This is a genomic window from Providencia sp. PROV201 (assembly GCF_028479545.1).
GTDB lineage: Bacteria > Pseudomonadota > Gammaproteobacteria > Enterobacterales > Enterobacteriaceae > Providencia > Providencia huaxiensis.
This window is the reverse complement of the sequence record NZ_JAMPNW010000011.1, coordinates 21,134-42,594: the sequence shown is the minus strand read 5'-3', so window position 1 is coordinate 42,594 and position 21,461 is coordinate 21,134. Positions and strand designations below refer to the sequence as shown.

The window sequence follows — 21,461 nt, the reverse complement described above, 5'->3', positions numbered from 1 at the left end:
ACCCGAAAAAATAGTGTTTTTTGCTATAAAAAGTTTAACAAAATGTTGTTGTGACTGTAGGAAATTGTAATCAGAGCCCCTATAATCATCGCCTTATTTTTCTTTTTCCTAGATAGGGTTGCCTTTGAAGTCTAAAGGTCTAACAATAGAATTAGAAATAATATAAAAAACTACAACATGCCTATTTTAAGTTCTTACATCCTAAGTTACAGGGAAGAATAAAGAATAAAGGCCTAATGAATCGCTAAGAGGTTATTTATGACTGTTCAACGTACATTTTCTATTATTAAACCAAACGCTGTGAAGAAAAACGTTATTGGTGCAATCTACAACCGTTTTGAAAGCGCCGGTTTCACTATTATCGCTGCTAAAATGATGCATTTGACTCGTGAGCAAGCTGAAGGCTTCTACGCTGAACACAAAGGCCGTCCTTTCTTTGAAGGTCTGGTTGAATTTATGACTTCAGGCCCTATCATGCTGCAAGTGTTAGAAGGTGAAAATGCAATCCAACGTCACCGTGACCTGATGGGCGCAACTAACCCAGATAACGCATTAGCGGGTACTTTACGCGCAGACTACGCAGACAGCTTCACTGAAAACGCAACTCACGGTTCAGACTCTGAAGAATCTGCGGCACGTGAAATCGCATATTTCTTCACTGCGGATGAAATCTGCCCACGCTAAGACTTCTTTAACTAATGCATTAGCATTATTGTTATAAAGTTTGTACAATGCGACGCCCTGCTATGATTAGCGGGGCGATTATATTTTTAAGACTGCAAAAATTACGTCGTGCTATACTCATTACTAGCACTGCCGAAAGTGTAACAACGAGGCAATACACCATGTCTGATATGACGACAGATGCACAATGTGCAACTTCTTCCGCTATTTCTGTCACACCAGAAAAAACGAACCAAAAAACCAATTTACTCGATTTAAACCGCAAACAAATGCGCGATTTTTTTGCTCAAATGGGTGAAAAACCGTTCCGCGCTGATCAGGTCATGAAATGGATTTATCATTATTGCTATGATGATTTTGACCAAATGACCGATATTAATAAAGTCCTTAGAGCAAAACTGAAAGAAGTTGCAGAAATCCGTGCACCGGAAGTCGCTGATGAACAACGTTCATCAGATGGCACCATCAAGTGGGCCATCAAAGTGGGTGACCAACTGGTTGAAACCGTCTATATCCCAGAAGCAGATCGGGCAACACTGTGTGTCTCTTCACAGGTCGGTTGTGCACTGGAATGTAAATTCTGCTCTACGGCACAGCAAGGTTTCAACCGTAACTTACGTGTTTCCGAAATCATTGGCCAGGTTTGGCGAGCTGCAAAAATTATTGGTTCACTGAAATCCAGCGGACGTCGTCCAATTACTAACGTCGTAATGATGGGAATGGGCGAACCATTACTGAATTTGAATAATGTCGTCCCTGCAATGGAGATTATGTTAGATGACTTCGGTTTTGGTTTATCTAAGCGCCGTGTCACGATTTCCACTTCGGGGGTTGTACCTGCATTAGATAAACTAGGGGATATGATTGACGTTGCATTAGCGATTTCACTACATGCACCAACAGACGATATTCGCGACGATATTGTTCCAATTAATAAAAAATACAATATTGAAACTTTCCTCAACAGCGTGAATCGTTATTTAACCAAATCTAATGCGAATGCAGGACGAGTAACTGTAGAGTATGTGATGTTAGATCACGTGAACGACAGTGTTGAGCAAGCTCATCAATTAGCAGAATGTTTAAAAAACACACCAAGTAAAATTAACTTAATCCCGTGGAACCCGTTCCCAGGGGCCCCTTACGGTAGAAGTTCGAATAGTCGTATCGACCGCTTCTGTAAAGTGTTGATGGGCTATGGTTTTACCACGATAGTGCGCAAAACACGCGGTGATGATATTGACGCTGCCTGTGGGCAACTTGCTGGTGACGTGATTGACAGAACGAAGCGAACGTTGAAAAAACGCTTAGCAGGGGAACCTATTAAGGTAAAAACAGTCTGATTTATAAATATGTTTGAATTAGTGAATTAGGTTATGATTTAGGGCGTTTTAGAGTTAGGCAAAACGCCCTTGTTAACCTACAATAGTAGAAGCAATAAGAAAAATTTAATTGTTGTTTCAACATGATGATAAATTATTGACGAATAAAGCTGCTCAATGTTTGCTTTATATATTTTAAACTTGGAAATAGTGTTGCCAGCAAATGACTATCGAAAATAATACCGAACAGACTACGACGACAGTCGGACAATTATTGACGCAAGCACGTGAGCGCATGGGGCTAACCCAAGATATTGTTGCAGAACGATTATGCCTTAAAATCAGTACGGTAAAAGAGATAGAACAAGATATTGCTCCCGCTGGTGTAGAACCGACATTTTTACGTGGTTATATTCGCCTTTATGCTCGAATGGTCGGCATATCAGAAAACGAATTAAAAACGTATTTGAAAACGGAAGAACCTGTCACATTAGCCAAAGTTTCTCCTATGCAAAGCTATTCTTTAGGGAAAAAACGTAAAAAGCGTGAAGGTTGGCTAATGAAACTGACGTGGTTGATTGTGATTGTGCTGATTGCAATGGTTGGTGTGTGGTGGTGGCAAGATCATAACGCACAGAAAAATGAGCTAGTTTCAATTGCAAATCAAAATGATTTGATTTTGTCTCAGCAAAATAACAGCACAACGCCGGTTGAATTGTCGACTTCAACAGAAATTGTCTCAACTGACACTGCCCCTGCCGCACAGGAAAATGCGCTTGAATTACAAGTTCAAGAGCCTGTATTAACCACAGACCCGATTACCGAGCCTGTCAGAACCATTCCATTACCTAATGCACCGCAATCTTCTGTTGCATTAGATAGAACACAAAACACAGAAACGACTGACCCTGTTGCTGTTAGCAGCCAAGCTTTGGTCTTAAACTTTACTGGCCAGTGCTGGTTAGAAATTCGTGACGCGAATAATAAAATCTTATTCAGTGGCACCAAAAATAATGGCGATAAGCTGGAGCTTGATGGCCCGCAGCCTTATCGTCTGAACATCGGTGCACCGGCAAATGTCACTGTACAGTTCCAAGGTAATGCCGTTGATTTAAGCCGCTTCATCAAAGCGAAACGTCCGGCAAAATTGAAGTTACCTGAAGCCTAAATTAGAAAGACAAAAAGAAGCAAACTATATCCGAAAACATCTTTTTTGATAGGCTATGGTTTGCTTTCTTGTGTATAGTTGAGCGTATAAAAATAATCGTTAAAACTATACCTCGGTAGCAAAGAGTACCACGGTAACAAAGAGCACATGGACGTTCGGAGAATTAAACAAAAATGCATAATGAATCACCGATAAAAAGACGTAAATCCACTCGTATTAATGTAGGCAGCGTACCAGTAGGCGATGGCGCACCTATCGCTGTCCAATCAATGACCAATACCCGCACAACTGATGTCGAAGCTACTGTCCGCCAAATTAAATCACTTGAGCGTGTTGGTGTGGATATTGTTCGCGTTTCTGTTCCTACGATGGATGCGGCAGAAGCGTTTAAGTTGATTAAACAGCAAGTTAGTGTTCCTCTGGTGGCTGATATCCATTTTGACTATCGTATTGCATTAAAAGTGGCCGAATACGGTGTTGATTGCTTGCGTATTAACCCAGGTAATATTGGTAGCGAAGAAAGAATTCGCCAAGTGGTTGATTGTGCACGCCATTACAATATTCCTATTCGCATTGGGGTCAATGGTGGTTCCCTTGAAAAAGATATTCAAGAGAAGTATGGCGAACCGACACCTGAAGCCTTAGTTGAGTCAGCAATGCGCCATGTGGATATCTTAGATAGACTGAATTTCGACCAGTTTAAAGTCAGTGTAAAAGCATCAGATGTGTTTCTCGCTGTCGGCTCCTACCGTTTATTAGCGAATAAAATCGATCAACCACTGCATTTAGGGATCACCGAGGCCGGTGGTGCACGTGCAGGTTCAGTAAAATCGGCAATTGGCTTAGGAATGCTACTGTCCGAGGGTATTGGTGATACCTTGCGTATTTCTTTAGCGGCGGACCCGGTTGAAGAAGTTAAAGTCGGTTTTGATATCTTAAAATCACTGCGTATTCGTTCACGTGGTATTAATTTTATTGCTTGTCCAACTTGTTCACGGCAAGAGTTTGATGTGATAGGCACGGTGAATGAGTTAGAACAGCGCTTAGAAGATATAATTACACCAATGGATGTGTCGATTATTGGTTGTGTGGTCAATGGTCCCGGTGAAGCGGAAGTGTCCACGCTAGGTGTTGCAGGCGCAAAAACCAAGAGTGGTTTCTATGAAGACGGTAAACGTCAAAAAGAGCGCTTTGATAATGACAACATTATCGACCAGTTAGAAGCTAAAATTCGAGCCAAAGCAGCGATGATGGATGAAAGCAAGCGGATTGAAGTCAATTTAAAAGATTAATTTTGTCTAATCTAGTGCCAAACGATTCATAGTGTCGTTTGGCATATTTAGAACAAACGCTATATCAATTATCCGCATTTTTTTCTAAAATCGGTCGCTCACCGTACAAATTGACAGATAAATCCCGATTAGTATCAGTAATTGGTGTTTGTTGATTGAACCAGATGATATTTCGCTCTTATAATCAAACTTATGTAATTCTGAAAATAGAGAAATAAAGTGGGAAAAAATATCCAAGCCATTCGCGGCATGAATGATTACTTACCAGCTGACACGCGTGTATGGCAGAAAATCGAAGCAACATTAAAAAATATTTTACAGGGTTATGGTTTTAGTGAAATTCGTACCCCGATTGTAGAGCAGACCCCGCTATTTCGCAGAGCGATAGGTGAAGTGACGGATGTCGTTGAAAAAGAAATGTACACTTTCAATGACCGTAATGATGAAAGTCTGACATTACGCCCTGAAAATACCGCAGGTTGTGTCCGTGCCGGTATTGAGCATGGTTTGCTGTACAATCAGGAACAGCGTTTGTGGTATTTAGGGCCAATGTTCCGTTATGAGCGCCCACAAAAAGGCCGTTACCGTCAATTTCACCAATTAGGTGCTGAAGTGTTTGGTCTTGCGGGTCCTGACATTGATGCGGAAGTCATCTTAATGACAGCGCGCTGGTGGAAAGCATTAGGTATTAGTGAGCATGTGACATTAGAGCTGAATTCGATTGGCTCATTAGAAGCGCGTGCTAATTACCGTGAGGCCTTAGTTGCTTTCTTAGAACAGCATAAAGACAAGCTGGATGAAGATTGCAAACGCCGGATGTACACAAATCCTCTGCGTGTTTTGGACTCCAAAAATCAAGACGTTCAGACTTTATTGAATGATGCACCTGAACTGTTTGATTACCTTGATGTCGAATCACGTGAGCACTTTGATGGCTTATGCAAGCTGTTAGAAGCCGCTGGCGTTCAATACCGTGTTAATCAGCGTTTAGTTCGTGGTCTTGACTACTATAACCGCACTGTTTTTGAATGGGTAACAACAGCGTTAGGCTCACAGGGTACAGTTTGCGCGGGTGGCCGTTATGATGGCTTAGTTGAACAATTAGGCGGTCGTGCAACACCTGCGGTGGGTTTTGCCATGGGTATGGAACGCATGGTGTTATTAGTCCAAGAAGTGAATCCTGAATTTACAGCGGATGCTTCAGTGGCTGATGTTTATCTTGCTTCATTTGGCGAAAATAGCCAGCAAGCAGCGATATTAGTGGCCGAAAAAGTGCGTGATGCACTACCGACACTGCGGTTAATGACTAACCACGGTGGTGGTAACTTCAAGAAACAGTTAGCAAGAGCGGATAAACAAGGCGCTAAAATTGCCCTGATCTTGGGGGAAGATGAAATTCAAAATAACCAAGTCACATTGAAAGATTTACGCACAGGCGTACAAGAAACCATTTCGCAGCAACTTATGGCGTCACGCATCGCCGAGTTATTAGGTTAAGGAGAGACAAGTGGAAGTCTATACAAACGAAAATGATCAAGTCGATGCGATTAAACGCTTCTTTGCGAATAATGGCGTGGCATTAGTTGTTGGCCTCGTAATTGGTGTGGGTGGTGTATTTGGTTGGAACTACTGGCAATCACATAAAACCAATGTACTGCAAGAAAGCGCTCAAAAGTTTGAAGCAGTAAACACTCAGTTACGTTCAGGTTCAGAACAAAGTATTGTTGCAGCGCAAAAATTCGCAGCTGAAACTGACGATGTATACAGTGCGATGATGGGCTTAGAGCTTGCGCAAATCGCTGTGGATAAAGGTGATTTGGCTAACGCACAAACTGCTTTGACCAATGCACTAGCGAAGGCAAAAACCGCGGATATGCAAGATTTAATTAACCTGCGTTTAGCGCGAGTTCAATTGGCTCAAGGTAATGCGGACGGTGCGATAGCATCAGTTGCAAATATTAAAAGTAAGTCATGGCAAGCAACGGCACAGGATGTCCGTGGTGATGCTTTACTCCACAAGGGCGATAAAGCAGGTGCAAAAGCGGCTTACGCTCAGGGGTTAGAAAGTGAAGGCTCTCAATCTATTAGAGGTATTTTGACTCTGAAGTTGAACAACGTATCTAATTCATAAGAAGAAAGGAAACGACAAACATGCAGTTGCGCAAAACACTTTTAGTTGGCCTAGTCGCTTCAGCTTTACTTGCCGGTTGTTCCAGCGAAACTGATTCTATTATCATGGCGCCACTTCCACAGGTTGAAAATCAATTCAGCCCATCAATTGTTTGGGATAAATCTGTCGGAAATGGTGTTGAACAATTTTATTCTGAATTATCACCTGTTTGGGATGGTTCAGCGGTTTATGCAGCAGACCGTAAAGGTTTAGTTAAAGCTTTTGAACTCGATAGCGGTAAAGAGCTCTGGTCAGTCGATTTATCTAAACGAACAGGTTTTCTTTCTGCTAACTTGTCTGCGTTATTGTCAGGCGGTTTAACCGTCGATGGCGACAAAATCTTTGTGGGTACAGAGCGCGGAACCGTTATTGCGCTGAACAAAGAAGATGGCCAAGTTGTTTGGGATGTCGAAGTTGCCGGTGAAGCCCTTTCTAAACCGGTAGTGAGTAATGATTTTGTTATTATTCATACCAGTAATGGCCAACTGCAAGCTTTAGACGTCAATAGCGGTGAAATCAAATGGACCGTTAACATGGATACCCCATCGTTGTCATTACGTGGTGAATCTGCGCCTGCGGTTGCTTTTGGTGCTGCGATTGTCGGTGGGGACAACGGCCGTGTCAGTGCGGTGCTGTTGTCTCAAGGTCAATTAATTTGGCAACAACGTATTTCGCAAGTGACAAGTTCGACAGAAATCGGCCGCTTAAATGATGTCGACATGACACCAATTATTGATGACGGTAAAGTGTATGCGATTGCTTATAATGGCACATTGGCAGCACTGGATATGCGCTCAGGTCAAATTCTGTGGAAACGTGAGCTGGGCTCAATCAATGATATGGTGATGTCAGGTGAAAACCTGTATCTCGTTGACCAAAGTGATCGCGTATTATCTGTTCGTAAAAGCGACGGTGTGACGCTATGGACGCAGGAAGACCTGTTAAATCGTGGGTTATCTGCGCCAGAAATGTATAATGGCTATCTTGTTGTCGGTGATAAAGAAGGTTATCTGCATTGGTTAGACATGAATACGGGTGGGTTTGTTGCACAAAACAAATTAAACAGCTCAGGTATTCACAGTCGCCCAGTTGTTGCGAGTGATAAGCTAATGGTTCAGACAAAAAACGGAACAGTTTACCTGTTAACACGTTAATTTTCTGACAAACCGCCAATTTATCGATAAAATCAACGGTTCCTGAAGACAGGAGCCGTTTCGTTTTTTTGTTTTCTGAGTTAAAGCCTCAGAATTCCTTAAGTTAATAAAAGTTGTGAGGCATCTAAGAATGATACCCGTCGTAGCGCTGGTAGGGCGTCCAAACGTAGGAAAATCCACGTTATTTAACCGTTTAACCCGTACCCGTGACGCATTAGTAGCGGACTTTCCCGGTCTGACTCGTGATCGCAAATATGGTCGTGCTGAAGTTGAAGGGCATGAATTCATTATTATCGACACGGGTGGTATCGATGGGACTGAGGAAGGCGTAGAAACGCACATGGCCGCACAGTCCTTGCAAGCCATTGAAGAGGCCGATATTGTTCTGTTTATGGTTGATGCAAGATCTGGGTTAATGCCTGCAGATGAAGGTATTGCCAAACATCTTCGTAGTCGCAAGAAAAAAACATATTTAGTCGCGAACAAAACAGATGGCATCGATGTTACAACGGCAATCGGGGATTTTTACTCTCTTGGCTTAGGGGAAATTCATCCTATCGCAGCATCACACGGCCGTGGTGTCACTCAGTTAATCGAACAATCGTTAAAACCTTTTATTGGTGAAGACGAAGAAGAGGTTGAGCTGACCGAAGAAGAAGAAAATGCGGCTTATTGGGCTGAGTTAGAAGCTCAAGGTGAGCTTGATGAAGACGAAGAAGATGACTTTGACCCAACAACACTACCGATTAAATTAGCCATTGTTGGTCGCCCGAATGTAGGTAAATCCACATTAACCAACCGTATATTAGGTGAAGATAGGGTTATTGTGTTTGATATGCCCGGGACAACCCGTGACAGCATTTACATTCCAATGGAACGCGATGAGCGTGAATATATCCTGATTGACACCGCAGGTGTTCGTAAACGTGGCAAAGTCACTGAAACAGTCGAAAAATTCTCTGTAATTAAAACGTTACAAGCGATTGAAGATGCGAACGTTGTATTATTAGTCATTGATGCACGCGAAGGTATCTCAGACCAAGATTTATCTTTACTTGGTTTTATCCTCAATGCGGGGCGCTCATTGGTGATTGCGGTCAATAAATGGGACGGTATGAAGCCAGAAGACCGCGAACACGTAAAAGACATGCTTGAACTGCGTCTTGGCTTTGTTGATTTCGCACGTATTCACTTTATTTCTGCACTGCATGGTAGTGGAGTGGGGAATCTATTTGAATCAGTGCAAGAAGCTTACGAATCAGCAACTCGTCGAGTCGGAACGGCATTATTAACACGCATTATGAAGATGGCAGAAGATGAGCACCAACCACCGCTTATCCGTGGTCGCCGTGTTAAAATGAAATATGCCCATGCCGGAGGACACAACCCACCGATTGTGGTGATCCACGGTAACCAAGTTTCCGATTTACCAGATAGCTATAAACGTTATTTGATGAATTACTTCCGTCGTTCATTACAAGTGATGGGAACGCCAATTCGAATTCTGTTTAAAGAGGGTGAAAACCCTTATGCAGATAAGAAAAATAAGTTAACGGCAACCCAGCTACGTAAGCGTAAGCGTTTAATGCAGCATTTGAAAAAGCGTTAGTCAGTAAGGCGTTAATGAAGGTTTAATTAACCCTATTGAACAGACAAAGCCGTAACAAAATTATTCTGTTACGGCTTTTTAATATTATCTAGATTGATACTTTAAGAAAGAATATCGCCCTTACGTGACCAGAATACATCATGATGGACGAAGGGTAAGAATTAAAGATTGAGGGAAATTATGGACACTCGTTCTTCTACACGTTTAAACAAATATATTAGTGAAAGTGGTATTTGCTCAAGGCGTGAAGCTGACCGTTATATTGAGCAGGGTAATGTATTTATTAATGGTAAGCGTGCAGGAATTGGCGACCAAGTTTTTTCTGGTGACGTGGTAAAAGTTAATGGGCAATTAATTGAGCCGCGTAATGAAGAAGATTTAGTGTTAATCGCACTCAATAAGCCAGTCGGTATTGTCAGTACGACGGAGAGTGGTGAAAAAGATAATATTGTTGATTATGTTAATCACAGCACCCGAATTTTTCCAATTGGCCGCTTAGATAAAGACTCTCAAGGGTTAATTTTTCTAACAAACCATGGGGATTTGGTGAATAAAATTTTGCGGGCTGGAAATTCTCATGAGAAAGAGTATTTAGTTACTGTCAATAAGCCCGTTACAGATGATTTTATTCGTGGAATGGGCGCTGGAGTCCCGATCCTCGGTACAATGACTAAAAAATGTAAGGTTAAGAAGGAAGCGCCTTTTGTTTTTAGAATTACGCTTGTGCAAGGGCTAAACCGTCAAATTCGTCGTATGTGTGAGCATTTTGGTTTTGAAGTCACAAAACTTGAACGCGTTCGCATTATGAATGTTAAGTTGACCGGCATTCCTGTCGGTGAGTGGCGAGACTTAACGGATGATGAACTAATTGAATTATTTGATATGATGGAAAAATCTGAGTCAGACGTAAAATTGAAAAAGCCACAGAAATCCACTTCTGCGAGTAAAGGTAATACAAAGCAAGCGTCGCCAAGTAAACCAAAAGCAAAAACAGAAAACCCGACACGTAAAAAATTTACACAACCAGGTAGAAAAAAGAAAAAACGCTAACGTGCAGGTTTGATTAATAAGGCTGAATGAAAGAGTTAGCGAATGCTCTTTAATATCGGCCTTTAGTTTTTCAGTAAATGGTTCTTAAATAGTTTAATGCTATCTAGCGATATTAATGATTACAGATTGACTTCTAACCCAACATCTAACCAACTCTGTTGTGTTTTTTGTGCGATATTATTATCAAACAGTTTCTTAGCTGCGCGGATCGTTGCATCAGCAAATTCGATGAAGGTTGCCTTCGAGGTCACGCGTTTGTCAGATACGGCTTCAAGCCAAATTTTACCTGCAATATCCCATGTATAACCACCAAGGCTCTTGGCTAATAGGTAAAAGGCTTTATTTGGAATGCCTGAATTAATATGTACGCCGCCATTATCAATAAAAATAGGTAAATCCTGATATTGCGCCATATGGCCAACTTGTGGATCTCTAATATCGTCAGAAAGATAATAAGCGTCGCCTGGATCCATCATAGAACGTAGTGCTGGCGCATTTATTTGGTCGATAAATAAATTTTCCCCGAGTAACCAACTAGATGTATCCGCTGTTTCATTGTTCAAATATTGTTTCACCATAATACCAAGTACGTCTGCGACGGACTCATTCAGTGCTCCTGACTGGAAAGAGTATCTAAAATTAGCTTTTGAACTAATGAAACCATGAGCAAGTTCGTGAGCGATTATATCAATGTCGTTATAGAATGGACCAAAAACGATTCCATCCCCGTCACCAAAGAAAATAGCTTGAGAATTCCAAAATGCGTTAGCGTAGTTTGTTCCATAATGAATAACCGCATTAATATCAGCAGAACAGCCAAAAATTTGGTCAATATTTAATTTTTCCTTAAAAAAGGTACGAATAACGCCAATTGAATTAAATACTTGCCCAGCTGGCCTTGAGGGAGCTTGAGTGTCGTCTTCGCACATAATGACAGCATAGTCATCATGTGGCATATGACTATCTGGAGAAAGTCCTGAACGTTCACAGATTGGTAGGTCGGAGTGCCAGTGGTGCTTATATGGAACGGGGAGTTGAGCGTCACGAATAAAGCGGTTATAACGCTTTCCAGCTGTATCTATAGGGCAAGATGAAAGATTATTGCGATGAAGTAAGGCATCTTCATGTGAATAGGTTCGGCTCATAATATCATTGATATGTGTGAGCGTTGGTTTTAAGTCACTATGACCTGCTTTAGTCACTAAATTGGCCAATAAACAAGGTGAGAGTAACGAACGGCCTAAAGATTGATTCATATTATAACTCCATTCAGTTGGGTGAAATGGAATCATAATTCGTCGTGATGGTTTTGTAACTACCTGATATGTAAGCTTTAAAATTAATTATTGTTATTTTATGTTAGAAAGGTAGAACAGTTATCTTTCTACCTTAATTTGTAAACCAATGTTATTAATTATGGCAAAACCCACTCTTTATTTAAGATTAAAAATTCAGTATAGAGAGCGGCCTCTTGGCTATTCGGTTCTGGGTGATAGTCGTATTCCCAGCGAACAAGCGGAGGCATTGACATTAAAATTGATTCTGTTCGGCCTCCACTTTGTAAGCCAAATAATGTACCTCTATCCCATACTAAATTGAATTCTACGTAACGGCCACGACGATATAATTGGAATTGACGTTCTCGTTCACCCCATGAATACTCTCGACGTTTTTCAACAATAGGCACATAGGCATCTAAAAAGCCATTGCCAATGGCTTGAGTGAAGTTAAAACAAGACTCAAACCCGCCTTGGTTAAGGTCGTCATAAAATAGCCCGCCAACACCACGAGGCTCATTTCTATGTTTTAGGAAGAAATATTCATCACACCAATTTTTATATTTAGGATAAACATCATGCCCATAAGGACGACATAAATCACGAGCAACGGTGTGCCAGTGGATAACATCTTCATGAAAACCATAGAAAGGGGTTAAATCAAAACCACCACCAAACCACCAAACAGGCTCACAACCTTCTTTTTCAGCAATAAAGAAACGGACATTAGCGTGGGTTGTTGGAATATAAGGATTCAGAGGGTGAATAACGAGAGAGACGCCCATTGCTTGGTAGCTGCGACCTGCAAGTTCAGGGCGATGGGCTGAAGCAGATGCAGGTAATTTTTCTCCTTTAATATGCGAGAAATTCACCCCTGCTTGTTCAAATAGTGCCCCTTTAGTTAGTACCCGGCTGCGACCTCCACCACCTTCAGAGCGTTCCCATGTTTGTTCTAGAAAAGTTTCTTTACCATCTAGCTCAGTGATTTTTTTGCAAATGGTCTCTTGCAAGCTTTGCAAATAGGTTTTTACACGATCAATATCTGGGTAATTCATTGTTTTATAATAGAACCATAGGTAAAAAATAATGGTTAAAGTATACCCTTTTGCTCGAAGAAAGGCATATTGAATATTGATTGTGTCGTAAAAGCAGAGATAATGGCAGAAAGATTAGGTTAAGCAGGCAAATAAGATGGAAATACGAGTCTTTCGGCAAAGTGATTATGAAGATGTCCTGACACTATGGGAGCGCTGTTCTCTCAATGAATTTTCAGGGGATCCTGAGCTCGATATCGAACGCAAATTACAGTGTGGGGCAGACTTATTTTTAGTGGCTGAAGTTGCCGGGGAAGTCGTTGGCACTATTATGGGAGGATATGATGGCATTCGTGGTACTGCTGTTTACCTTGCCGTTCACCCTGAATACCGTGGCCGTGGTATCGCTAACGCACTAGTGAGCCGACTAGAAAAAAAACTGATCGCCAGAGGCTGCGGAAGAATAGAGCTGTTAGTGAGTGAAGAGTCTGATGCGGCTATCTGTATGTTTGAAAAAATGTTGTATGAAGAAGAACAACCTGAACGTTTAATTTATTCGAAAAAATTAACTCACGAAACGGATTTTTAAGTTAATTGACTATTTATTTAACTATTCATGGGAATGTTTTAATAAATAGATTGTCACAATATGCATTATGCGACTCATAAAAGAGGATGATATGTCCCAACATGCAAAGTTGAATAGTAATAATGGATTATCGCCGTTGTTTAAGGCTTCTCTACTCTGTGGAGCAGCCCTGTTATCAGGGTGTGCGGGTGTGAAGGTTTTTTCACCGTCGACTTGGTTTAGTGGCCCACTGACGGTTTCTGACTCAGGCCTTGGTCAAGTGACTAGTTTTACACCAATGCAAGCGGATATCATTAAGAAACAACTGGATGACCGCTATACATTACGCAGCGGTATGCAAATGGAAAATGGGGATGTGGTCACAATTTTCCAAGGAATGGATGATGATGAAGTAAAATTAGAAATAGTTGGTCCAGAGCACGGCTATGTATCGCGAATTACGGTGAATGACCCTGATATCGCAACCGAATGGGGGCCTACGATTGGTACTGAATTTAGCGAAATTTATCAAAAAGCATTTGGTATTTGCGGCTTAGGTGAGCGAGTCAATGACGTTCCTACCATTGAATGTAATTCACCGCAATCAAGTAAAGTGGTTTACCGTTTTACAGGTAAATGGCAAGGACCAGAAGATTTAATGCCTTCAGATAATGACCTGAAAACATGGCAAGTCTCACAAATTATTTGGCATAAATAACCTCATTTCGTTAATGATATCGCCAGGTCTATTCATACTGGCGATATCTTCCCACTAAAATTTCTTTTTCCTTGTTTTCAAAGAAATTTCCCCTTTCTTAAATTTTCTTTCTTATAATAGACCGGAAACCTATATTCCCTTGCGTTAAAACAAGGCGAACATCATAGCGATAAGATAGAATATTAAAATCGCTTATATAAAAAATAGGTTATATAACATATTCATTTTACGAGGTTTACCGTATGTCTCATTCTCAAAGTGGTATTTTGAAAGAACATAGCCGTTTTGGTATTTTTATTGAAGCGCAAGTGCAAGAGGGATCTCTGGATGAAGTTAAGTCTGGATGTAAAAGCTTTGTCGAGGCTTTAACCAAATTACAAGCGCAATATCCAGATGATCGCCTTGGTGCCGTTATCGCGTTTGGTTCTGACATCTGGAAACAGCTCGGTAAGGCAAATACTGCCCCTGAATTGAAACCATTTCGCACTCTAGGTAAAGGGCTTGCTCCTGCCACTCAACGGGATATGTTTATTCATATTCAATCACTGCGCCATGATATTAATTTTTCATTAGCGCAGGCAGCTTTAAAAGCATTTGGTAAATCTATCTCTGTAGTGGAAGAAATTCATGGCTTCCGTTGGGTAGATGACAGAGATTTAAGCGGTTTTATTGATGGAACAGAGAACCCGCAAGGGGAAGAAATTGCAGAAGTCACATTAATCGAAGACGGTGAAGATACAGGCGGAAGTTATGTTTTAGTCCAACGCTATGAACACGATTTGAGAAAATGGGATCGTTTTTCGGAACATGAACAAGAAAAAATGATTGGTCGTACGAAAAAAGATAGTGTTGAATTAGATGAAGATGCACGCAATGTCACCTCTCATGTCTCACGCGTAGTGATAGAAGAAGAGGGCGAAGAGCTTTCAGTTATGCGTCACAGCTTGCCATATGGTACAGCAAGCGGCAAACATGGCTTATTTTTTATCGCTTATTGTGCAAGGTTACACAATATTGAACAGCAATTATTAAGTATGTTCGGCGAAAAAGACGGCAAATACGATGATTTGCTACGTATGACGAAAGCCGTTTCGGGGAGTTATTACTATGCTCCGTCGATTGAGACATTGACGTCTCTTTGATCAATAAGTTGCCGCAGGGATGCGGCGATTGATAATTATTTATATAATCTATTATTTTCCATGTATTAATCGGTTTTTTTTAATTCTTTACGAGCTGCAGCAGCAATAAAACCACTACGGCTACCATATTCAGGATTAACCTTCACTAAAGCATCAATACGATGTAATAAACGATGCGGCAAGGTGATATTAATACGCTCAGTTCGGCCATCGTATTTATCCATATCGACATCCACAAATAACCATATCCCATGCGCATATTCAGGTTGTATTGGGTTCAATAGCGTTTGCTGAGATTTCGATAATGGGATCTCAAAGCCTTTTTCACTCAATAATTCAAAGTGAGCATCAATTGCTGATTTTGCTTCTGCGTAAGCCTCTTCTATATTGCTGCCCGCGAATGTACACCCTTCAATATCAGGAAACCAGCCACTTGCGCTGCCATCATTATCAATTTCAATAAAGGCGGTATAAAGCATTAGGTTATCTCCATTAAAGATAGCGCTCATGCGTGAACGCTTTTCTTATTTAATGTTTTAGTTTCGCAGCCTTCAAAATGTGATTTAGTGTGCCTATCTTTAAATCTTTTTGTGGATGCGGAACAGTAATTACAATTGAAAAATGTGGGTGGGAAAACTGATGGTGACTTCCTTTTATTCTTTCAAGTTTCCAACCGTTTTTTTGCAGTATGTTTATCAGTTCCGAACTTTGCACGATCCCTCCATTTCGTTAACTGATATACACATAATACACACTCTGAAGAGTGCTTACAATATTTAAAGTGTGTATTATGTGTATAAAAAAGAGAGAGGGGGAAAATGTTTAAGGTGTCTTTGCTTCGCTAAACTTAAAAATGAAACGCATTCATATCACTAACTAATTAAAAAATCAGTTAATTTTCCTGCTTATGACGTTCATTTCTTTGTTATTCCAATTTGGTATATAAAAAGGTGATTGATAGCTACACAGTTATAACCAAAACAGATACAGTGGTTTTAATCTTAGCCATTTGGGTTTAGTTACGAACAGGTGTGGAATGAAAAAATCATTTTTGAAAAAAACAGCACTAGCGAGTTTGGCAACGGTATCATTACTTGGTAGCTCGCCATTAGTTGCCGCTGAACTACTTAATAGCTCTTATGATATTGCTCGTGAATTATTTGTGGCATTGAATCCATCATTTGAAAAGCAATGGAATGAGGCTCACCCTGACGACAAACTCACGATTAAGCAATCACACGCAGGTTCATCTAAGCAGGCCTTAGCTATTTTACAAGGTTTGAAAGCGGATGTCGTGACCTACAACCAAGTCACTGACGTGCAAATTTTGCATGAGAAAGGGAATTTGATCCCAGCAGACTGGCAAGCGCGTTTACCAAATAATAGCTCGCCTTATTATTCAACGATGGCATTTTTAGTTCGTAAAGGAAACCCTAAAGAAATTAAAACGTGGGATGATTTAGTCCGCGAAGATGTCAAACTAATCTTCCCAAATCCAAAAACATCAGGAAATGGCCGTTATACCTACCTTGCGGCATGGGGCGCTTTTAATCAGGAAAATAAAGATGATAAAGCAAAAACCCGTGAACAAATGAAACAGTTTTTGAAAAATGTAGAGGTATTCGATACCGGTGGGCGTGGCGCGACGACGTCATTTATTGAGCGAGGGCTCGGTGACGTCCTCATTAGCTTTGAATCAGAGGTGAATAATATTCGCTCTCAGTATGGCGAGTCAGACTACGAAGTCATTGTACCGCCAGTGGATATCTTAGCGGAGTTTCCTGTCGCTTGGGTCGACAAAAATGTACAGAAAAATGGCACGGAAGACGTCGCTAAAGCTTACTTAAATTATCTCTATAGCCCACAGGCTCAAGAAATCATCACTCAGTATAATTATCGAGTGAATGACAAAGCGGTGATGAATGCAAATAAGGCTAAATTTCCTGAAACTCAGCTCTTTACCGTTGAGTCACAATTTGAGAGCTGGCCAAAAGTGATGGAGGTTCATTTTGCCACCGGTGGGGAATTTGACCAATTAATGGCAGAAGGGCGCCGTTAATGGAGCGTTCAGGAAAGCGTTTCTTGCCGGGTTTCGGGCTAACGCTAGGTAGCAGTCTATTTTATACCTGTTTGATATTGCTATTACCCATGAGCGCATTGGTAATTCAATTATCGGAAATGACATGGCAGCAATATTGGGCGGTCATTAGTTACCCGCAAGTGGTTGCCGCGTATAAAGTGACGTTATTGTCAGCACTAGTGGCAAGCTTGTTTAATGCGGTGTTTGGCATGCTATTAGCGTGGATCCTAACGCGTTATCGTTTTCCTGGGCGTTTGTTTTTAGATGGTTTAGTGGATTTACCTTTTGCCTTACCTACTGCGGTAGCGGGGCTGACATTGGCAACCCTGTTTGCAACCTCGGGCTGGTATGGGCAATATCTGCAGCAGTTTGATATTAAAGTCGTGAATACTTGGTTGGGAATTGCGGTTGCGATGGCTTTTACCAGTATTCCGTTTGTTGTGCGTACAGTTCAACCTGTATTGGAAGAGCTCGGCCCTGAGTACGAAGAAGCTGCTCAAACCCTAGGTGCGAGCCGTTGGCAAACCTTTCGTCGAGTGGTACTGCCAGAGCTTTCACCGGCCTTATTAGCCGGAACGGTTTTGTCCTTTACACGGAGTTTAGGCGAGTTTGGTGCCATTATATTTATTGCGGGTAATATTGCGTGGCAAACCGAAGTTGTTTCATTAATGATTTTTAGTCAGCTACAGCAATTTGACTACCCGGCAGCCAGTGCTGTGGCCTCGGTTATTTTAGCGGTTTCATTGTTACTTCTATTTAGTGTTAATTTAGTACAAAGCCGCTTTGGTAAACGGTTAGGGGGCAAGTAATGGCGCAAATTACACCAATTCACACTGCTAGCCGTACTCAAATTAACTGGGGAAAATGGCTACTAATTGCAATAGGTTTATTGTTTTCATTTTTACTGTTAGTCATTCCAATTGTTTGGATATTTATTACGGCTTTTCAAAAAGGGTTAGATACCGTTTTATTAAATCTGGCAGACCCAGACATGTTACATGCCATTGGTTTAACAGTATTAATCGCTTTAATTACCGTTCCAGTAAATTTAGTCTTTGGCACCATGATGGCCTGGTTAGTAACACGATTTCAGTTTCCAGGCCGCCAATTATTACTCACCTTGGTGGATATCCCATTTGCGGTTTCACCTGTTGTTGCGGGTTTGTTGTACTTACTTTTTTATGGCTCGAACAGCTGGTTTGGTGGGTGGCTTGAAGGTTTTGATATCCAGCTCATGTTTTCATGGCCAGGTATGGCGTTAGTGACCATTTTTGTGACGTGTCCATTTGTCGTACGTGAGCTCGTGCCCTTGATGTTAAGCCAAGGTAGCCAAGAAGATGAAGCTGCGGTGTTACTGGGAGCGTCAGGATGGAAGATGTTTTGGCGTGTGACATTACCCAATATCCGCTGGGCACTACTGTATGGGGTCGTTTTAACTAACGCCCGGGCAATCGGTGAATTTGGTGCGGTCTCGGTAGTTTCAGGGGCTATCCGTGGGGAAACATACACCTTACCGTTGCAGGTTGAATTATTGCATCAAGATTATAATACGGTAGGGGCGTTTACGGCCGCAGGGATCCTCGCAGTCATGGCGATTATCACCTTAATTCTTAAAAGTGCATTGCAGTGGCATTTAAGTCGACAGCAATCTGAATCAGGAGTCCATTAATCATGAGTATTGAAATTGAAAAAATCGGTAAGTTATTTGGTAAAACCCAAGTACTCAACGATATTTCACTGGATATCGCATCGGGTGAAATGGTTGCCCTATTAGGGCCTTCTGGTTCAGGAAAAACAACCTTATTGCGTATTATTGCAGGGCTTGAACAGCAAAGTCAGGGGTTATTACGTTTTCATGGCCATGATGTCAGTAAAATTCACGCCAAAGATAGGCATGTTGGCTTTGTATTTCAACACTATGCGCTATTTCGGCACATGACAGTATTTGATAATGTGGCATTTGGTTTAACTGTCTTACCCAGAAAACAGCGGCCATCAGCTCAAGTTATTAAAGATAAAGTAACCAAATTGCTAGAAATGGTTCAGCTTGGCCATTTGGCTTCACGTTACCCCGCACAACTTTCAGGGGGGCAAAAACAGCGTGTGGCATTAGCAAGGGCTCTCGCGGTTGACCCGCAAATTTTATTATTGGATGAGCCTTTTGGTGCGCTCGACGCACAAGTGCGTATTGAGTTACGCCGTTGGCTACGCCAATTACATGATGAACTAAAATTTACCAGTGTTTTTGTCACCCACGACCAAGAAGAAGCCATGGAAGTGGCGGACAGAGTGGTGGTGATGAGCCAAGGTCATATTGAACAAGTGGGTACACCGAGTGATATTTGGCAACGTCCAGAGACACGTTTTGTCCTTGAATTTATGGGGGAAATCAACCAAATCTCTGCCCATATCAAAGGTTCCACATTAAATATCGATGGATATGCGTTCCCACTAAAGCATACAGGTGCTCAGCAAGGTGAAGTCGATGTATTCTTACGGCCTTGGGATATTTCATTACAAGCGGAAGTGGATGAGCAGCACCGTTTACCCGTTAGGGTCACCGAATCGGGGCCAAGAGGGCATTTTTGGCAATTAACCGTTCAGCCTTTAGGTTGGGGTAAAGAACCGTTGTCAGTGATTTGGCAATCTGCTAAAACGATACCAACTCGAGGTGAGCGTTACTTTTTAGGCAGCCAACAGGCGAAGATTTATCAAGGGGATCAGGAATTAATTTTCCCACAGTTAGCTAAAAGTGCATGAATATAAAATTCAATAATTTATAACACTGATAAATATATTATTGGTGTTATATTTTCTATTATTTTCTTCATATATTAGCGATATTTAGGCTTTGTATATAAAAATATGCAGCCTAATTCCTTTCATGTTCAAAATTCATCTAACTCATTGATAAAATAGGGTTAATCATTGTATTTTTATGTGAAATATAACTGGTAATTCTATAAGCTTATTGTAATATAATATATCAATTAGCTATATCAGAAATGGTCATTAAGATAATCTATTTTTCTAATATTAATGTGAAGAGATTTCAACTTTCACGTACCAATATTGGGGTAATATCTTATCTCTATTGTTTCTTATTTATATATAAAAATTATAAGGATGGTAACGTGTCGGCTCTGGAACAATTTATCGGTAATACCCCATTAGTAAAACTTCAGCGTTTAACACAAGGGATTGAAGCTGAAATTTGGGTGAAACTTGAAGGTAATAACCCCGCAGGTTCAGTGAAAGATCGCGCGGCATTTTCAATGATTAATGAAGCGCAATTACGGGGTGAAATTAAACCAGGTGATACGCTAATTGAAGCAACTAGTGGAAATACAGGTATCGCACTCGCGATGATTGCTGCGGTAAAAGGCTACAAACTGAAATTACTCATGCCTGATAACATGAGTAAAGAGCGACAAGCTTCAATGCAAGCCTATGGTGCAGAACTCATCTTAGTGAGTACGGCTGTTGGTATGGAAGGTGCCCGCGATTTGGCTAAGGAAATGGAACAAAGAGGCGAGGGGAAAGTTTTAGACCAATTTAATAACCCTGATAACCCGTTGGCCCATTTTAAAACCACAGGTCCTGAAATATGGCAGCAAACTAACGGTAGCATTACCCACTTTGTGTCCAGTATGGGGACGACAGGGACAATTACAGGGGTAAGCCGTTATTTAAAATCCCAATCTTCAGAGGTACATGTTGTTGGTTTACAGCCTGCGGAAAAGAGTCAGATCCCCGGTATTCGTCGTTGGTCCCCTGGCTATTTGCCCGGTATCTTCGATGACTCGTTAGTCGACAGCGTGCTGGATATAAACCAGCAAGAAGCGGAAGAGACTATGAGAGCTTTAGCTAAAATTGAAGGTATCTTTTGTGGGGTGAGCTCGGGTGGGGCGGTTGCCGGTGCGTTAAAAGTGGCGAAGGCTAACCCAGGAGCGGTCATTGTGGCAGTCATTTGCGACCGAGGAGACCGTTATTTATCAACAGGTGTATTTAATGAGTGAGATAATTTAATGGCAAGTCTGTGCTCAATAAAAAATCTCCACAAATCATAACCACCCGCTATGCGGGTGGTTTGCTCTAGCCCTATAAGGGCTTATTACTGTAATGGCATAGTTAATTTGGTCACCCATTCAGAGGTAATATCATCTCCTCATAATGGGTGACAATCATGGCAA

The 21,461-nt window shown here is 41.3% G+C and carries 21 protein-coding genes; 17 read left to right on the top strand and 4 right to left on the bottom strand.

The features are described from left to right. The first annotated feature begins 258 nt into the window (after positions 1-258). The 9 genes from ndk (at position 259) to rluF (ending at position 10,449) form a co-directional block, all read left to right on the top strand. Entirely contained in the window at positions 259-684 is a 426-nt protein-coding gene (gene ndk / locus PR809_RS10970) for a nucleoside-diphosphate kinase (protein WP_004264899.1), read from the top strand. Between the two features lie 161 nt (positions 685-845). Continuing rightward, the gene (locus tag PR809_RS10965) at positions 846-2,027 is read left to right on the top strand and encodes a bifunctional tRNA (adenosine(37)-C2)-methyltransferase TrmG/ribosomal RNA large subunit methyltransferase RlmN (RefSeq protein WP_206276577.1); all 1,182 of its coding nucleotides are present in this window, start codon (positions 846-848) and stop codon (positions 2,025-2,027) included. Positions 2,028-2,229: 202 nt separating this feature from the next. Further along, a complete protein-coding gene (gene rodZ, locus PR809_RS10960; protein WP_102137552.1) occupies positions 2,230-3,174 on the top strand; it encodes a cytoskeleton protein RodZ in 945 nt (314 codons plus the stop codon). A 173-nt stretch (positions 3,175-3,347) separates the two neighbouring features. Continuing rightward, complete coding sequence (gene ispG / locus PR809_RS10955; RefSeq protein WP_004264895.1) at positions 3,348-4,466, top strand: flavodoxin-dependent (E)-4-hydroxy-3-methylbut-2-enyl-diphosphate synthase; 1,119 nt, start codon at positions 3,348-3,350, stop codon at positions 4,464-4,466. Positions 4,467-4,685: 219 nt separating this feature from the next. Further along, complete coding sequence (gene hisS, locus PR809_RS10950; protein ID WP_102137553.1) at positions 4,686-5,963, top strand: histidine--tRNA ligase; 1,278 nt, start codon at positions 4,686-4,688, stop codon at positions 5,961-5,963. Between the two features lie 10 nt (positions 5,964-5,973). Further along, entirely contained in the window at positions 5,974-6,597 is a 624-nt protein-coding gene (locus tag PR809_RS10945; RefSeq protein WP_102137554.1) for a YfgM family protein, read from the top strand. 20 nt (positions 6,598-6,617) lie between these two features. Further along, a complete protein-coding gene (gene bamB, locus PR809_RS10940; RefSeq protein WP_166267522.1) occupies positions 6,618-7,790 on the top strand; it encodes an outer membrane protein assembly factor BamB in 1,173 nt (390 codons plus the stop codon). 130 nt (positions 7,791-7,920) lie between these two features. Continuing rightward, complete coding sequence (gene der, locus PR809_RS10935) at positions 7,921-9,399, top strand: ribosome biogenesis GTPase Der (protein WP_102137556.1); 1,479 nt, start codon at positions 7,921-7,923, stop codon at positions 9,397-9,399. Positions 9,400-9,579: 180 nt separating this feature from the next. Next, complete coding sequence (gene rluF, locus PR809_RS10930) at positions 9,580-10,449, top strand: 23S rRNA pseudouridine(2604) synthase RluF (protein WP_102137557.1); 870 nt, start codon at positions 9,580-9,582, stop codon at positions 10,447-10,449. A 119-nt stretch (positions 10,450-10,568) separates the two neighbouring features. Here rluF and PR809_RS10925 read toward each other — a convergent pair whose 3' ends face one another. Both PR809_RS10925 and hemF read right to left on the bottom strand, forming a co-directional pair. Continuing rightward, entirely contained in the window at positions 10,569-11,705 is a 1,137-nt protein-coding gene (locus PR809_RS10925; protein WP_166267520.1) for a M4 family metallopeptidase, read from the bottom strand. Between the two features lie 158 nt (positions 11,706-11,863). Further along, on the bottom strand, positions 11,864-12,781 hold the full coding sequence (gene hemF, locus PR809_RS10920; protein WP_102137558.1) for an oxygen-dependent coproporphyrinogen oxidase: 918 nt from the start codon (positions 12,779-12,781) through the stop codon (positions 11,864-11,866). 136 nt (positions 12,782-12,917) lie between these two features. Here hemF and PR809_RS10915 point away from each other — a divergent pair, with 136 nt between their 5' ends. The 3 genes from PR809_RS10915 to PR809_RS10905 all read left to right on the top strand — a co-directional run bounded on the left by PR809_RS10915 (position 12,918) and on the right by PR809_RS10905 (position 15,188). Continuing rightward, complete coding sequence (locus PR809_RS10915) at positions 12,918-13,349, top strand: GNAT family acetyltransferase (protein ID WP_004264887.1); 432 nt, start codon at positions 12,918-12,920, stop codon at positions 13,347-13,349. 91 nt (positions 13,350-13,440) lie between these two features. Beyond that, the gene (locus PR809_RS10910; protein WP_206276578.1) at positions 13,441-14,046 is read left to right on the top strand and encodes an RpoE-regulated lipoprotein; all 606 of its coding nucleotides are present in this window, start codon (positions 13,441-13,443) and stop codon (positions 14,044-14,046) included. Positions 14,047-14,288: 242 nt separating this feature from the next. After that, positions 14,289-15,188, top strand: a complete 900-nt coding sequence (locus tag PR809_RS10905; protein ID WP_195697433.1) for a Dyp-type peroxidase — start codon at positions 14,289-14,291, stop codon at positions 15,186-15,188. Positions 15,189-15,253: 65 nt separating this feature from the next. On the opposite strand, the gene PR809_RS10900 is transcribed toward PR809_RS10905, so the two are convergent. After that, positions 15,254-15,667, bottom strand: a complete 414-nt coding sequence (locus tag PR809_RS10900; RefSeq protein WP_094961723.1) for a type II toxin-antitoxin system HicB family antitoxin — start codon at positions 15,665-15,667, stop codon at positions 15,254-15,256. Positions 15,668-15,716: 49 nt separating this feature from the next. Then, the gene (locus PR809_RS10895; protein WP_094961724.1) at positions 15,717-15,902 is read right to left on the bottom strand and encodes a type II toxin-antitoxin system HicA family toxin; all 186 of its coding nucleotides are present in this window, start codon (positions 15,900-15,902) and stop codon (positions 15,717-15,719) included. A 322-nt stretch (positions 15,903-16,224) separates the two neighbouring features. Between PR809_RS10895 and PR809_RS10890 the strand changes: the two genes are divergently transcribed. The 5 genes from PR809_RS10890 (at position 16,225) to cysM (ending at position 21,287) form a co-directional block, all read left to right on the top strand. Beyond that, positions 16,225-17,247, top strand: a complete 1,023-nt coding sequence (locus PR809_RS10890) for a sulfate ABC transporter substrate-binding protein (protein ID WP_206276579.1) — start codon at positions 16,225-16,227, stop codon at positions 17,245-17,247. After that, the gene (gene cysT, locus PR809_RS10885) at positions 17,247-18,077 is read left to right on the top strand and encodes a sulfate/thiosulfate ABC transporter permease CysT (RefSeq protein ID WP_102137562.1); all 831 of its coding nucleotides are present in this window, start codon (positions 17,247-17,249) and stop codon (positions 18,075-18,077) included. Before PR809_RS10890 ends, cysT begins: the two co-directional genes overlap by 1 nt. Continuing rightward, a complete protein-coding gene (gene cysW, locus PR809_RS10880) occupies positions 18,077-18,937 on the top strand; it encodes a sulfate/thiosulfate ABC transporter permease CysW (RefSeq protein ID WP_102137563.1) in 861 nt (286 codons plus the stop codon). Before cysT ends, cysW begins: the two co-directional genes overlap by 1 nt. 2 nt (positions 18,938-18,939) lie before the next feature. Beyond that, positions 18,940-20,028, top strand: a complete 1,089-nt coding sequence (gene cysA, locus PR809_RS10875) for a sulfate/thiosulfate ABC transporter ATP-binding protein CysA (protein WP_102137564.1) — start codon at positions 18,940-18,942, stop codon at positions 20,026-20,028. Between the two features lie 374 nt (positions 20,029-20,402). Beyond that, complete coding sequence (gene cysM, locus PR809_RS10870; RefSeq protein ID WP_206277095.1) at positions 20,403-21,287, top strand: cysteine synthase CysM; 885 nt, start codon at positions 20,403-20,405, stop codon at positions 21,285-21,287. Positions 21,288-21,461 lie beyond the last annotated feature (174 nt).